The 14,880-nt window shown below is 69.2% G+C and carries 12 protein-coding genes; 6 read left to right on the top strand and 6 right to left on the bottom strand.

The annotated features are described in order from the left end of the window. Nucleotides 1-7 precede the first annotated feature (7 nt). Entirely contained in the window at nucleotides 8-1,015 is a 1,008-nt protein-coding gene (locus OHB49_RS05925) for a zinc-dependent alcohol dehydrogenase (protein WP_329158515.1), read from the bottom strand. Nucleotides 1,016-1,128: 113 nt separating this feature from the next. Between OHB49_RS05925 and OHB49_RS05920 the strand changes: the two genes are divergently transcribed. Further along, nucleotides 1,129-1,887, top strand: coding sequence for a CDP-alcohol phosphatidyltransferase family protein (locus OHB49_RS05920; protein WP_329158513.1), 759 nt, complete (start codon nucleotides 1,129-1,131; stop codon nucleotides 1,885-1,887). Between the two features lie 43 nt (nucleotides 1,888-1,930). Here OHB49_RS05920 and OHB49_RS05915 read toward each other — a convergent pair whose 3' ends face one another. The 4 genes from OHB49_RS05915 to OHB49_RS05900 all read right to left on the bottom strand — a co-directional run bounded on the left by OHB49_RS05915 (nucleotide 1,931) and on the right by OHB49_RS05900 (nucleotide 8,151). Then, nucleotides 1,931-3,643: a phospholipid carrier-dependent glycosyltransferase gene (locus OHB49_RS05915; RefSeq protein WP_329158511.1), complete on the bottom strand. Its 1,713-nt coding sequence runs from the start codon at nucleotides 3,641-3,643 to the stop codon at nucleotides 1,931-1,933. Between the two features lie 112 nt (nucleotides 3,644-3,755). Then, complete coding sequence (locus OHB49_RS05910) at nucleotides 3,756-5,579, bottom strand: sulfatase (RefSeq protein ID WP_329158510.1); 1,824 nt, start codon at nucleotides 5,577-5,579, stop codon at nucleotides 3,756-3,758. 301 nt (nucleotides 5,580-5,880) lie between these two features. Further along, the gene (locus tag OHB49_RS05905) at nucleotides 5,881-7,488 is read right to left on the bottom strand and encodes an MDR family MFS transporter (protein ID WP_329158509.1); all 1,608 of its coding nucleotides are present in this window, start codon (nucleotides 7,486-7,488) and stop codon (nucleotides 5,881-5,883) included. A gap of 57 nt (nucleotides 7,489-7,545) precedes the next feature. Then, nucleotides 7,546-8,151, bottom strand: a complete 606-nt coding sequence (locus tag OHB49_RS05900; protein WP_329158507.1) for an acyl-CoA-like ligand-binding transcription factor — start codon at nucleotides 8,149-8,151, stop codon at nucleotides 7,546-7,548. Nucleotides 8,152-8,317: 166 nt separating this feature from the next. On the opposite strand from OHB49_RS05900, the gene OHB49_RS05895 reads away from it, so the two are divergent. Further along, the gene (locus tag OHB49_RS05895) at nucleotides 8,318-8,995 is read left to right on the top strand and encodes an ATP-binding protein (RefSeq protein ID WP_329158506.1); all 678 of its coding nucleotides are present in this window, start codon (nucleotides 8,318-8,320) and stop codon (nucleotides 8,993-8,995) included. 183 nt (nucleotides 8,996-9,178) lie between these two features. Here OHB49_RS05895 and OHB49_RS05890 read toward each other — a convergent pair whose 3' ends face one another. Continuing rightward, nucleotides 9,179-10,354 (bottom strand): thiolase family protein, encoded by a 1,176-nt coding sequence (locus tag OHB49_RS05890; protein ID WP_329158504.1) that lies wholly within the window; start codon nucleotides 10,352-10,354, stop codon nucleotides 9,179-9,181. Nucleotides 10,355-10,499: 145 nt separating this feature from the next. Between OHB49_RS05890 and OHB49_RS05885 the strand changes: the two genes are divergently transcribed. The 4 genes from OHB49_RS05885 to OHB49_RS05870 all read left to right on the top strand — a co-directional run bounded on the left by OHB49_RS05885 (nucleotide 10,500) and on the right by OHB49_RS05870 (nucleotide 14,872). Next, nucleotides 10,500-11,657, top strand: coding sequence for an acyl-CoA dehydrogenase family protein (locus OHB49_RS05885; RefSeq protein ID WP_329158502.1), 1,158 nt, complete (start codon nucleotides 10,500-10,502; stop codon nucleotides 11,655-11,657). A 24-nt stretch (nucleotides 11,658-11,681) separates the two neighbouring features. Beyond that, nucleotides 11,682-12,446, top strand: a complete 765-nt coding sequence (locus OHB49_RS05880; RefSeq protein ID WP_329158501.1) for an SDR family NAD(P)-dependent oxidoreductase — start codon at nucleotides 11,682-11,684, stop codon at nucleotides 12,444-12,446. 37 nt (nucleotides 12,447-12,483) lie between these two features. Next, nucleotides 12,484-13,251 carry a 3-oxoacyl-ACP reductase FabG gene (gene fabG, locus OHB49_RS05875; RefSeq protein WP_329158500.1) on the top strand — a complete coding sequence of 256 codons (768 nt, stop codon included), beginning with the start codon at nucleotides 12,484-12,486 and terminating at the stop codon, nucleotides 13,249-13,251. Between the two features lie 79 nt (nucleotides 13,252-13,330). Further along, nucleotides 13,331-14,872, top strand: coding sequence for an AMP-binding protein (locus OHB49_RS05870; protein WP_329158498.1), 1,542 nt, complete (start codon nucleotides 13,331-13,333; stop codon nucleotides 14,870-14,872). The last annotated feature ends 8 nt before the right edge of the window (nucleotides 14,873-14,880 follow it).

The following is a 14,880-nucleotide window of genomic DNA, read 5'->3' as shown; positions in this document are numbered from 1 at the left end:
GATTCGTTCAACGCTCGGCCGGAACCCGTGGCACTGGGGTCGTGTCGTACAGCACGCGGTGGCACAACCCGGGAAGATCACCCTTGCCGATCCCGGCCAGCACCGACGGCAGCTCCTCGAAGGCGCATTCGCCGGTGATCAGTGCGTCGAAGGCGGGGTCGGCGAGCAGATCGAGCGAGAGGGCAAGCCGATCGGCGAAGGTACGGCGGGAGCTCCGGGCCGGAGACACGGTCCCCACTTGGCTGCCGCGCAGGACCAGACGACCGGAGTGGAAGGCCTCCCCGAGCGGCAGGCTGACCCGCCGGTCGCCGTACCAGCTCAGTTCCAGGACCGTGCCCTCCGGGGCGAGGAGCTCCAGCGAGCGGGTGAGCCCGGCTTCGGTGGCGCTGGCGTGGACCACGAGGTCGCAGTCGCCCAGGGCATGTTCGGGGAGCGCGAAGTCGACGCCCAGCGCGCCGGCGACAGCGGCGCGGGTGGGATCGGAATCGACCAACTGGACGCGGACGGCCGGGTACCGGGCGAGAAGCGCTGCGACGGAGCAGCCGATCATGCCTGCTCCGACGACGGCGATCCGGTCGCCGATCAGCGGTGCGGCGTCCCACAGGGCGTTCACCGCCGTCTCCACCGTTCCGGCCAGCACCGCCCGCCCGGCGGGGACGGTGTCCGGCACCGGGGTCACAGCACTCGCAGGGACGACGTACCGGCTCTGGTGCGGGTAGAGGCAGAAGACCGTACGGCCCACGAGGTGCCCCGGTCCTTCCTCGACAAGGCCGACGTTGAGATAGCCGTACTTGACGGGACCGGGGAAATCGCCGTCCTGAAACGGCGCCCGCATCGCGGTGTGCTGACTCTCCGGTACGCCGCCGCGAAAGACGAGGCTCTCGGTGCCACGGCTCACACCGGAGAACAGCGTGCGCACCACGACGTCGTCGCCGGCCGGTTCCGGCAGCGGAACATCCCTTATCTCGCCGTGGCCGGGGGAGCGGAGCCAGAAGGCGCGTGCGGTGCGCTCCATCGATGACCTCCTGCTGAACGCTCGGGCGATGGTTTACGTTCTGATGATCGTGAGACCGCGTAAACGTACGCGGTTCTCGGCGAATGTGTCACACGGCAGGAGGGCGGCGCGCGGTGACCCGGAGTAGCACATACAGAACTCGTCTGCTGCGCCCGGAGCCGGCGTGGGGGGCAGCAGGGCAGACACTGCTGCTGGTTCTTCTCGGCATGACGACCGGACTGGGAGCCGCGGGATGGCTGACAGGCCTGGGCTTCACGGCCGGCGTCTGGGTCGTCCTCACACGTGCACTGGACCAGGCGGGCAACAGGCCCTTCGGTCCCGCCAACGGCGTCACCCTGGCCCGCACGACGCTCGTCGGGGGTGTGGCCGCGCTGGTCGCAGACTCCTTCGTGAGCCGACCGCCGGTCGTGGTCCTGGCCGCGCTCGCCACGGTGGCGCTGATCCTCGATGCAGTCGACGGCCAGGTCGCCCGGCGCACCGGGACGGCGTCCTCCCTGGGGGCGCGCTTCGACATGGAAGTCGACGCCTTCCTCATTCTGGTGCTCAGCGTCCACGTCGCCACGTCGCTGGGCGCCTGGGTGCTGCTGATCGGTGCCATGCGCTACGTATTCGTCGTGGCGGCCCGGGTACTGCCGTGGTTGCGTGGGCCCCTACGTCCGAGCATGGCCCGTAAGACGGTGGCCGCCCTGCAGGGGATCGTTCTTCTCGCGGTCGGCGCCGGGATCATCCCGCGCCTGCCCTCGTATGCAGCAGTCCTCGGGGCGCTGGTGCTGCTCGTCTGGTCCTTCGCGCGTGACATCGGGTGGCTGTGGTGCGTCAGGTCCCGCGAGAACGCCGGCGAGGTCCGGGAGACGATGCTCGAAAACGCATGATCGCTGCCTCGCCCGGTCACGTCGTGGAACGGTTGTCAGGTACCTACTCGCGCTGGGACCGCTTCGCCTCGAGGGCTCCGGGCACGCGCGTTGCCCGGCGGTAGATCGTGATCGAGTGGCCCACCTCGTCGATGCGCGCGCTGGTGTTGATCAGCGTCGCCAGTCGGTCATCGGCCTTTGCGATCGAGGAGTCCGACACGACGAGGAGGCCGTGAACCTCGCTCGGGGGGACCTTGCGCGGGTCGGACGCGTCGATGCCGTAGAAGGAGGGCACGCCGCTGCCTTTGTAGACGAGCCAGATCTTCTCGTCCGGGTACCGCTGCCGCAGACGGGTGGCCAACCGGCCCAGGTCCTGACCCCAATCGACGTTCGAGTCGTGCAGGCGCAGGTGAGTCCTGGCCGGGCCGCCGAACGCCTCGTTGGAGTACGGCAGGTAGTACGGGTACGTCCGCAGCGAGCTCACCACGACGCACAGGATCAGCGCCGCGGACGCGATGTGCGCCGCCCGCCGCCGGAAGACGGCCACGCCCGCCGCGGCGACTGCCAGGAACATCGGCATGAAGAGGGCGTACCGGACGCCGAGATCGCGGGACCCGGACATGGCCGCGGCCAGCAGAACCACCGTGGGGACCAGTACGTACGGTGCCGCGGACCGCAGCCGGGGCACCGTCACGGTGGCGACGACTCCGGTCAGCCACAGCGCGAGCATGCCCAGCGGCGTTTTGATCAGGAGCGCGGTCGGCAGGTAGTACCACAGCGAACCGTGGTAGTGGCGGCCGAACAGGAAGCCGCCCCACGCCATGTTCTCGAAGCCGAACTGGATGCGCATACCGTCCCGGTACGGCTCCGGGAACGGGAGCCGGTCGACGACCAGCGCGCGCAGCCCGTGGGTGACCGGCAGGGTCTCGGGACCGGCCCATCGCAACTGCGGGTCGACGGCGAGGTAGGTGGCCCACACCACGGCGATCGAGACCAGCGCCACGACCGATGCGGCCGCCACGCCGAGCAGGAGAAGCCGCATCCGCCCGCGGGGGCCGAGGTTGTGCGTCCGGCGGGCGTGGCAGACCGACAGGACGACGAGGAGCAACAGCACCGGAACCGCGGGCAACACGCTCATCTTCGTGGCCACGGCCGCGCCCAGCGCCCCTCCGGCGAGCGGGAGGCAGCGGCGAGGCCGCCGCCGCGCCCGCCACAGCAACCAGACCGACGTCAGCAGGAAGCCGGCCGCCGGTACGTCAAGTGTGGCCAGCGACCCGTGCGCGATGATGTCGGGCGAGAACGCGTACAGACCGAGCGCCACCAACCCGCCCACGGGACCGGCGAGGTCACGGGCGAACGCGAGGACGACCAGCCCGAACAGTAGCGTCAGCACGATCACCGGCAATCGCGCCCACAGCATCAGACGCCACGGATCATTGCCCGATTCGTACAGGAGGTGCCGTCCGAGCTCCGTCTGATCGCCGACGAAGGCGCGGTCGAGGTGCGGATCGGCGAAGGCCGTCCCTGACGCGATGAGCAGCTTCCCCAGCGGCGGATGCTCAGGGTTGTACCGCAGGCTGTGCTGCTGCAGGTAGACCACCGCCGTGCCCACGTACACGGGCTCGTCGATGGTCGGGGTCTGCTTCACGGCCGTCGTGACCATCGCGAACGCCATCTCGGCGAGGAGCACGACCACGACGAGTGCGAACAGCCACCGCCGGTGTCTCCGCAGCCCTTCGCCTGCTCGAGCGGCCTGCCGCGTCACTGCCCGCCGCATCAGTGCGCGAACCTTCCGCTCCTTCTGTCGCACATCCTGAGTGACGTCGACTGTGCTGTGGCGGGTCGACGCGACATCATGGCTCCACCTGGTCAACTGCTGATGCCTCTGGTCACCGGGTCGGCGGGGACGAGTTGGGGCCCGACTGCGGACCGAAGGCGGTCAGGAAGCGGTCGCGGAAGGTGTCCATCCTCCAGACCGGAGCGGACGGGCCGGGTTTCAGACCGTCCTGCCAGCCCCAGCCGGAAATACGGTCCAGCACGGCCGGATCGCGGGCGACGATCGCGACCGGTACGTCCCGGCCGAACTTGCCGTCGGTGACGGTCGTCACCGGCTGATGGTCGCCGAGGAAGACGAGCACGGTGTTGTCGTCGCCGTACTTCTCCACGTAGGAGATGAGACTGTGCAACGAGTATTCAATGGCACGCCGGTACTCGGTTCGCACCTGGGCGGGGTCCCGCCACACTTCTTTGGGGTCCTTGCCGGCCTTCTTCATGGCGTCGTACACCGAGCCGTCACCGACCTCGTTCCAGCCGATCATCCTGGGTATGGGTGCCCAGGGATTGTGACTGGAGGCGAGAATGATCTCCGCCATCAATGGGTCACGGCCCGGCTTGCCGTGCTCCAGGCGTTCGAAGGCGGACAGACTGTACTGGTCGGGTACGGGCGTCCAGCTGAACTTCGGGCCCTTGTACCCGAGCTGCCGGGAGTCGTGGATGTTGTCGAGGCCGAAGAATTTCCCCTCCGGCCAGGCCCGGGTGACCCCCGGCATGATGCCGACCGTCCGCCAGGCGTCGGCGCGCCGGAAGGCGCCGGTGAGGGTCAGCCGGTCGCTCGAGGTGACGCTGCGATAGCGCTGCTGATTGTCGACCCACAGGCCTGACATGAAGGTGGTGTGGGCAAGCCAGCTACCGGCGCCCGTCGTGGGGGAGGTGAGCCAGCCGCTTCGCGAGGAGAATCCGGCCGCACTCAGCCGACTGGTCCCGTCCGCGAGCACCGCGTCGACCTGCGACGCCATCGCCGGGTCCTCGACTGCGGAGCGCCCGTAGCTTTCGATGAAGGTGAAGATGACGTCCTTGCCGCGCAGCCCGGTCAGCAGTTGGTCGGCCGGGGTGTCGCCGAAGGCATCGACGGCAGACTCCTTTTCGAACTCCCGCTCGTCCTTGAGGCCTGCACGCACCGAGCCGGCACGGTCCTCGACGAGGGTGGCCGTGTTCCTGGAAGCGACCGGCACGCCGGCGATCTGCGTGCCGAGCGCCATGAAGGTGATCCATGCGGTCCCGAGCACCAAGGTGGTACGGGTCGCCACGGCGCTGTGCCGGACCAGGAGGCGGCTCAGCCGGACCACAGCCAGCGTCATGAAGGCGAGCAAGGCGAGAGCGAGGGCCACGATCCCGATCAGCGCACCGATCGCGTCGGCCCGGCCGACCGAGTCCTTGAGGAAGGCTTCCGCGTCGTCGAGCAGGATCCAGTCGAGTACCGGATCGAATGGCCGGTCGAGACTCGCGTAGAAACCCATGTCGAGGAACTTCAGGATGGTCAGCAGGCCGAGGCCCACCCCCGCGAACACCGCCATCACCCGCCTCGCCTTTGGCGGCAGGACGAGCAGTACGGCGACGCCGAGGATCGCCTCCACCGGAATGCGGGCGAACGTGCCGGGCGTGAGTCGGCTGACCTGGTTCGGCAGGAGTAGAGCGAAGAGCACGAGCGCGGTGGCCAGGGCCGTGGTCACCCACGCCACGCTCCGCACCACGGCCGGGCGCCTTTCCCGCGGGCCGCGGACGACGGCCTCGCCAGGGTCGTCGCGTGCGGCGCCGTCCGGACCCGCGGCGTCACAGTCCGGGACGTGCTCCGGAGAACCGTCCCGTGTCAGGTCCTCCTCCGTGCTTGCGCTGTCCGTATGGGGCGGGACCGGAGCGCGGTCAGCGTGCGACACCCGAAGATCCTTCCGTGCGAAGCCAAGTGGTGGCACGGCGGACCAGGTTGGGAGGCCGCGTTCCGCCACCCATCATGTACGGCTCGGAGGCGGCTCCCGTTCAAGCAAGCACTGCGATGGCGTGTTCAGGCTGAACGCGTCGTCGGTTCGGGGCATCTGGTCCGTTCGTACCCCTGGGCGAGAAGGAGCCTGGCCGCCGCGCGCGACGTCCTCACGCGGACGCATCGTGCGTGTCCGCAGATTCTGTCCGGGCACGGCGGCGCTTCGCCTCGAACTCGGTGTACCTGTCGCTGTGGCGCGCTCAGTGCGCCGGGGCAGCCGGCGCCTTTGCCGCGGCGGCGTTCTCCTCCGCGAGCCGTTCCATGCCGCTCTGCGTCTTGAGCGGCTTCTCCTTGATGAACAGCACCGCGATCAGCGCGAGAAACGCGAAGGGGGCTCCGATCAGGAAGACATCCGCGGTCGCGACCCCGTACGCATGCTCGACCACCTGCCGGGCCGATTCGGGAAGGGCGGCGAGGTCGGGGACCCCGTGCCCGGCGCCCCCGTTGTCCGCCGCCCCGCCGAAGCCCTTCTCCATCTCGCTCGCCACCCGGTGGCTGAGCACGGCGCCCAGCGCGCTCGTGCCGATCGCCCCACCGAGGCTGCGGAAGAACGAGAGCACCGAGGTCGCTGCGCCGAGCTCCGACGCGGGTACGTCGTTCTGAGCTGCCAGCACCAGGTTCTGCATCAGCATGCCGACGCCGACGCCCAGTACGACCATGTAGATGCTGAGCAGCCCGAACGAGGAGTCCGCGCTGATCGTGGCCAGCAGGCCCATGCCCGCGGTCATGATGATGCCGCCCGCGATCAGGAAGCCCTTCCACTTGCCCCGGGCGGAGATGATCTGCCCGGCGACGGTCGTGGAGAGCATCAGACCGAGGATCATCGGCAGGCTCATCAGACCTGCGATGGTCGGCGACTTGCCGAGCGAGATCTGGAAGTACTGGGAGAGGAACACCGTGCCGCCGAACATGGCCACGCCGACCAGCAGGCTCGCCACCGTCGTCAGTGCGACGGTCCGGTTACGGAAGATGTCCAGCGGGATGATCGGTTCCTGGACCCTGGATTCGACCAGGACCGCTGTGGCCAGCAGGACCACACCGGCGGAGACCAGAGCGGCGGTCTGCCACGACGCCCAGTCGAACCGGTTGCCTGCGAGGGTCACCCACAGCAGCAGTGAGCTGACCCCGCTCATGATGAGGACGGCACCGAGATAGTCGATCTTCACCTCCCTGCGGACCGTGGGCAGCTTCAGGGTCAGCTGGAGCAGCACGATCGCGAGCAGGGCGAACGGCACACCGATGAAGAAGCACCAGCGCCACCCCAGCCAGGAGGTGTCCACGAGCACGCCGCCGATGAGCGGTCCCGCGACGGTGCCGACGGCGAAGACGGCGCCGAAGATGCCGGAATAGCGGCCGAGTTCACGCGGTGGAATGACCGCCGCCATCACGACCTGGGCGAGCGCGGTGAGACCGCCCGCGCCGATGCCCTGCACCACACGGCTCACGATGAGCAGGCCGACGCTGTGCGAGAAGCCGGCGACGAGCGAGCCGACGATGAACATCGAGAGCGAGAGCTGGATGAGCAGCTTCTTGTCGTAGAGGTCTGACAGCTTGCCCCAGATCGGGACGGTCGCCGTCATCGCCAGGAGCTCGGCGGTGACCACCCAGGTGTACGAGGACTGGCTGCCGTGCAGATCGGCAATGATCCTGGGAAGGGCGTTGGAGACCACGGTGGAGGCCAGGATGGCCACGAACATGCCGGCCATCAGGCCCGACATGGCCTGGAGTATGTGACGACGCGTCATGGCCGGTGCAGCCCCCTCGGGCGCACCGGCGGTACCGGTTTCGGGTGTGACGGCAGCGGTCATCGGTTGACGTTCCTCATTCTCTGGTGAAGGGCCCCCGGTGGGGGGTTCGGATGTGCTTCAGTCGCTCAGACCGGCGGCCAGCGAGGCGAACGCCTCGCTGTAGATGCTCTGGAACGTGCGGGTACGGCCGGAGGCCACCCAGAGCTCGACGGCGGCGCGCACGGCAGCGATCGTCACGTGCGTGAGAAGCCGGGGGTGAAGATCGGACTCGGGATCCTGGCCGAGGCGCTCGGCCACGACAGCGACCAGTGCGCGTTCGTCCGCGCCCTGGGCGGCCAGGAATCCGGGCAGCAGCGAAGGACTCTTCCTGAGCGCGGCCGTCTGGAGTTCCCAGCGTTCGTGATCCTCCTCGATATGGGCGAGTTCCTGGCCGATCGCCTCGCGCAGAGCATGGAGCGCCGAGAGTTCCTTCGGCGCGTTGAGTACGGCCCGACGGGCCCGCTCGGCGGTGTCGGGGTCGGGTCGGGTGACCGCGTCTTCCAGGCACGGGAAGTAGTTGAAGAAGGTGCGCGCAGAGACGCCGACCGCATCGGTGACCGCTTCCACGGTCACGTTCTCGATTCCGCGATCCGCGGCCATGCGCAGCGCCACGTCCGCGAGGGCGTCACGTGTCGCACGCTTCTTACGTTCGCGCAGCCCGAGTGGCATGTCGTCGGCGCTCATGAAGGTGCATGCTATGCAATTTTGCGTGGTGTGCAAAATTCTGGCCGGCGGGAGCTGTGGAGGCCCTGAGGCCCCTGGCCGCCGGCTCTCCGGCGGATGGCACGAAGTGGGTCATCGATGCTCCGAGCCGGAGCGTGGGTGAGGTACTGGCCGCCTTCGTCGTACTGTGGCCGGGCGTCAAGGAGACGCGGGTGTCCAACTCTGTCTTCACACACTGACGTCGGACACCCGAGGGGAGCGTCCTTGCTTTCTGCACCACCGCGCTCGTGTCCGCACTTTCGTCCAACGGGCCGGCCGACCTGGGCCCCCTCCGGCTGCTGTTGGCCCCCGGCCGGGGGCCCTGCAGGACATCTGCGACGACGCCGTCAACCGGCTGGGCAACGCCCCCGCCACCGGCGATGCGGTCCTCCTCCTTGCCCGCACCGGCGTCTTCCCCGCCGACCAGGTCGCCAGCTGGGACTTGGACAACCAGCCAGAATCCGTGGGTCAGGCTCGGGCACGCACGCGACGCCGACTCGCCACGTGGGGGGTCGACGACGAGACCGCGTACACAACCGAATTGATCGTCAGCGAGCTGGTGACCAACGCGATCCGTTACGGTGCTCCACCCGTGCAACTGCGTCTGATCAAAGGCCGCACCCTGACGTGCGAGGTGCACGACAGCAGCCCCTCCGCACCACATGTTCGTCACGCCCGCACGGTGGACGAGGGCGGCCGAGGCCTGTTCATCTCCGCGCAACTCAGCGAGGACTGGGGCGTCCGCAACACCTCCGACACCGGCGGCAAAACCGTGTGGGCCGAACAGCCTCTTCCAGCGCAGCCCCCGGCGACCGAGACTGCCTGACACGGTGCTGCTTGACGTCCTGCAGAGCGTCGACTCATGTGGAGACGTGCGCCCGCTCGTCTTCTTACCTTCACCCGGTGAGGGCGCTCGCCCTCGCCCATTCACGCCCACCGGCAGGCTCCTCAAGAGTGCGAGTGGGGGTGCCGCCCACGGGCGGCACCCCCACTTGAACGAGACTCTGCTTCAGAGGAGTTCGAGGATCGTCGCGTTGGCCATGCCGCCGGCCTCGCACATGGCCTGCAGGCCGTAGCGGATGTTGTTGTCGCGCATGTGGTGGACCAGCGTGGTCATCAGGCGCGCGCCCGAGCCGCCGAGCGGGTGGCCGATCGCCATGGCGCCGCCGAGCGGGTTCATCAGCTCGTGATCGGCGCCGGTCTCCTTGAGCCAGGCCAGGGTGACCGGGGCGAACGCCTCGTTGATCTCGAAGGCGCCGATGTCGCCGATCGACAGGCCGGAGCGCTTGAGCGCCTTGGCGGTGGCCGGGGCGGGACCGAGGGCCATGGTGACCGGGTCGGCCCCGGCGAGAACGGCGGTGTGCACGCGGGCGATCGGGGTCCAGCCGTTCCGCTGCGCGATCTCACCGGTGGTGATGAGCAGCGCGGCGGCGCCGTCGGAGATCTGTGAGGAGTTCCCGGCGCTCACCACGCCGTCCTGCTTGAAGGGCGTCTTCAGGCCGGCGAGCTTCTCCAGGGTGGAGCCGCGCCGCACGCCCTCGTCGGTGTCGAAGACGCGCGTGGTGCCGTCTGGGTCGGTGACCGTGACGGGTGTGATCTGGGAGTTGAAGCGCCCCTCGTCGATCGCGCGGGCGGCGCGCTCGTGCGAGTCCAGGGCGTGCTGATCGAGTTGCGTGCGGCTCAGGCCGTACTGCTCGGCTATCAGCTCGGCACCGACGCCTTGGTCGAACTCGCCCTCGCCGCCGGGGAAGTAGCGGTTCAGGACCAGGGGGCCGTACGCCTTGCCGGCCGTCGGGACGCTGCGGGCCGAGCCCATCGGCACGCGGCTCATCGACTCGACGCCGCCGGCGACGGCGATGTCGTACTGGCCGGCGGTGACCAGACCGGCGGCGAAGTGCACGGACTGCTGGGAGGAGCCGCAGGCGCGCGAGACGGAGACGCCGGGTACGGACTCGGGCCAGCCGGCCGCGAGGGCCGCGAAACGGCCGACGACACCGGCCTGCTCGCCGACCTGGGAGACGGTGCCCCAGACGACGTCGTCGACGGTGCCGGGGTCGAGACCGTTGCGCTCGGCGAGGGCGGTCAGGACATGGGCGGAGAGATCGACGGCGTGGATACCGGAGAGGGAACCGCCGCGCTTGCCGACAGGGGTTCGAACGGCATCCACGATCACTGCGTCACGCATGGGCTGCTCCTGGTAACGGGGAGACGGGTGACATTAAGTTATTCCAAGCTAACCTCAGAGTCCAATAAGAAAAATCCCTTGACAGTGGGCCTTGTGGGGCCTGAAAGTGAAAACCGGCTAACCCATGATCTGGAATGAGGCAGGCATGCCGCGCACGGTATTCAACGAGGAGCACGAGGCCTTCCGGGTGGTGGTGCGGGAGTTCCTGGCGAAGGAAGCGGTCCCGCAACTGCAGGACTGGGTGGCGGCCAAGGCCGTCCCGCGCGACTTCTACCGCAAGCTCGGAGAGCTCGGCATCCTCGGCATCGAGGTGCCCGAGGAGTACGGCGGCGGCGCCGGGACCGGCCACCACTTCGGCGCCGTGTTCGCGGAGGAAGTCGCCCGGGCCGGGGCCACCGTCGGCACCGCCATGACGCACGCCAACATCATCCTGCCGTACCTCCTGCACTTCGGTACCGAGGAGCAGAAGCAACGCTGGGTACCGGGCTGCGCCTCGGGCGACATCATGCTGTCGATCGCGATGACCGAGCCCGGCACCGGCTCGGACCTGGCCGGCATCCGGACGACGGCCGTGCTGTCCGAGGACGGCACGCACTACGTCCTCAACGGAGCCAAGACCTTCATCACCGGCGGTACCCGGTGCGACCTGGTCCTGGTGGTCTGCCGTACGTCGCCCGCCCCGGCGGACAACCGCCGCAAGGGACTGACGATCCTTGTCGTGGACACCAGGAGCGAGGGCTTCGCGGTCGGCCGCAGCCTGCACAAGATCGGCCTGCACGCCTCCGACACCGCTGAGCTGTCCTTCACCGACGTCAAGGTGCCGGTCGAGAACGTCCTCGGCGAGGAGGGCGAGGGCTTCTTCCACCTGGGCCGCAACCTCGCGCGCGAGCGCCTCGTCATCGCCGTCCAGGCCGCCGCCGCGGCCGACGCCGCCGTGCGCTTCGCCAAGGAGTACACCCAGGACCGTACGGTCTTCGGTAAATCTGTGGCGTCCTTCCAGAACACCAAGTTCGTGCTCGCCGAGTGCGCCACCGAGGTCGAGGCGGCCCGGCTCATGGCGTACGAGGCGCTGGAGCGCGACGCGCAGGGCGAGTTGTCCGCGGACTACGCCGCCATGGCGAAGCTCCTCTGCACCGAGACCGCCGGCCGCGTCATCGACAAGTGCCTCCAGCTGCACGGAGGTTACGGCTACATGCTCGAGTACCCGATCGCCCGCCTGTACGCCGACACCCGCGTCATGCGGATCTACGGCGGCACCAGCGAGGTCATGAAGACCATCATCGCCAAATCCATCGGCCTCTGAGATTCGAGAACGGAACCCCCCACCATGCAGATCAACGGAGTCTCCGCCGTCATCACCGGTGGCGCATCGGGCCTCGGCCTCGCCACCGCAAAGCGCCTGCTCGAGCGGGGCGCACACGTCGTCCTGCTCGACCTTCCCACCTCGGCCGGCGAGCAGGTCGCCAAGGAACTCGGCGAGCGAGCACACTTCGTCGCCGGTGACGTCCGGAGCGCCGAGGACGCCGCCTGCGCCGTCGCCACCGCCGCCGACCGGGCGCCACTGCGCATCACGGTCAACTGCGCGGGCCTCGGCAAGGGCGGTCGCACGGTCAACCGCGACGGCACGCCCTACGCGCTCAAGGACTTCGAGTTCGTCGTCGGCGTCAACCTGATCGGCACCTTCAACGTGCTGCGCCTCGCGGCCGCCGAGATGTCCAGGACCGAGGAGGTCGACGGCGAGCGCGGCGTCATCATCAACACCGCCTCCGCCGCGGCTTTCGAGGGCCAGATCGGCCAGTGCGCCTACTCCGCCTCCAAGGGCGGCATCGTCGGCATGACCCTGCCGATCGCCCGCGACCTGGCCGCCGCCAGGATCCGCGTGATGACCATCGCCCCGGGCCTGTTCTCCACCCCGCTCCTGAACCGCAAACCGCAGGAGGCACTCGACGCGCTCGGCGCCCAGGTGCCGCACCCCTCGCGCCTCGGTGACCCGTCCGAGTACGCGCAGCTGGCGACCTCGATCATCGAGAACCCCATGCTCAACGGCGAGACGATCCGTCTCGACGGCGCCATCCGCATGGCCCCGAAGTAGACCACCACCCACCGCTGCTGTCCACAGGGAGCCAACTGTGTCCGAAACCGACCCGGCCCAGAAGGTCGCCGTCGTCACCGGCGCCGCACGGGGCATCGGTGCGGCGACCGCCGCCCGCCTGGCCCGCGACGGCTTCGCCGTCGCCGTCTTCGATCTGGACGAGGCGGCTTGCGCGAGCACCGTCGAGATCATCGAGAAGGGCGGCGGCCGTGCACTCGCCGTCGGCTGCGATGTCTCGGACCCCGAGCAGGTCGAGGCCGGCGTCGCCGAGGTCGTGGCCGAACTCGGTGCCCCCGCCGTGCTGGTGAACAACGCCGGCATCATCCGCGACAACCTCGTCTTCAAGATGACCCCGCAGGAGTTCGACGCCGTCATCGGCGTCCACCTACGCGGCGCGTTCCTGATGGCCAAGGCCTGCCAGAAGCACATGGTCGACGCCAGGTGGGGACGGATCATCAACATGTCCTCCGCCGCCGCCCTCGGCAACCGGGGCCAGTCCAACTACTCCTCCGCCAAGGCCGGCCTGCAGGCTCTCACGAAGACTCTGGCGATCGAACTCGGCCCGTTCGGCGTCACCTCCAACTGCGTGGCACCCGGCTTCATCGCCACCGAGATGACCGCGGCCACCGCCGGGCGGATGGGGATCACCTTCGAGGAGTTCACCGGGCGCTACGCCACCAGCATCCCCGTCCGCCGGGTCGGCGTCCCCGAGGACATCGCCCAGGCGGTCTCGTACTTCGCACGCGAGGAGGCCGGCTTCGTCTCCGGCCAGGTCCTCTATGTCGCGGGCGGCCCGAAGGGCTGACGCCCGAGCCGGGTCCGGTCGGGCCCTGTCCACCCCGTACTGCCGCATCCTCTGCCAATGACGATGGAGGGACCCCGTCATGGGTCTGCACCTGCCCGAGGCCATCCGCCTGCACGCACGTGAGCGCGGCTCCTTCGCCGCGCTCACCTCGGAGGGCAGCACCGTCCGCTACGCCGAGCTGGACTCCCGTAGCAACCGGATCGCCCGCGCGCTCCTCGCCGCCGCCCCCGCCGGGTCCCGGATCGGCTTCCTCGCCCGCACCCGCAACGCGGCGGGCGAGATCCTGGTCGGCGCGGCCAAGGCCGGTCTGGTGACGGTGCCTCTCAACTGGCGCCTCGCCGTGCCCGAGTTGACCGCCGTTGCCCAGGACGCCGAGCTGACGTTCCTGCTCGCCGAGCCCGAGTTCCGTACCGCGGCCGACGCCGTGCGCGCGGCCATGCCGGACGTGCGGCTGGTCGTCATCGGCCCGTCCGCCGACGATGCCGTACCCGCATACGAGAACTGGCTCGCCGCCCACCCCGACGACGACCCGGGGCGGGGCACGGACGCCGACGCCGACGAGGTGTTCCTGCAGATCTACACCTCCGGCACCACCGGCGTGCCCAAGGGCGTCCTGCTCACCCACGGCAACTTCTACGCCGACACGACGGAGCTGGAGGAGTACCTCTGGGAGGCCGGGTCGGTGGCGCTGAATGCCCTGCCGATGTTCCACATCGGGGGCCTGGGCTGGCTGCGCGTGGCGCTCACCGCCGGGGCCAACAGCCTGATGTTCCCGGACTTCACGCCTGACACCGCGGCCGAGACCATCGAGCGCGAGGGTGTCACGCACGCCTTCCTCGTCCCTTCGGTGCTGCACATGCTCACGGAGCTGCCGGGGATCGAGAAGCGCGACTTCTCCCGCCTCGCGCTCATCACCTACGGCTCCGCGCCCATCACCCCGGCGCTGCTGCGCCGCTCGATGTCCCTCTTCTCCTGCCACTTCATGGGCAAGTACGGCCTCACCGAGGGCGGCGGCACGGTCACCCAACTGCCGCCGGAGGACCACGAGGCCGACGGACCCAGGCAGTACCTGCTGAAGTCCGTGGGCAGGCCGCGCCGCGGGGTGGATGTGGTGATCGCGGACACTGTCACCGGCAGACCGGTCCCGGCCGGGACCCCCGGCGAGATCCGTATCCGTTCCCGGCACAACACCCCCGGCTACTGGAACCGTCCCGAGGAGACCGCGGCTCTGTACGACGCCGACGGCCTGCTCCGTACCGGGGACGGCGGATTCCTCGACGCGGACGGCTACCTGTTCCTCACCGACCGGATCAAGGACATGATCGTCAGCGGCGGCGAGAACGTGTATCCCGCCGAGGTCGAGTCCGCGCTGGCCGAGCACCCCGCGGTCTCCGAGGCCGCGGTCATCGGTGTGCCGCACGAGGTGTGGGGCGAGGCCGTCACCGCCATGGTCGTCCTGCGCAAGGGCGTCGTGCGCCCAACCGAGCAGGAGCTCATCGACTTCACCAAGTCTCGGATCGCCTCGTACAAGAAGCCGCGCGGGGTGCACTTCGTCGACGAGCTGCCCCGCAACCCCAACGGCAAGGTCCTCAAGCGCGAGCTGCGGGCCGGCATCAAGTAGAGAAAGGG

Origin of the sequence: Streptomyces sp. NBC_01717 (genome assembly GCF_036248255.1) — a bacterium.
In the GTDB taxonomy this organism is placed as follows: Bacteria; Actinomycetota; Actinomycetes; order Streptomycetales; family Streptomycetaceae; genus Streptomyces.
This window is presented reverse-complemented; position numbering and strand designations above follow the sequence as displayed.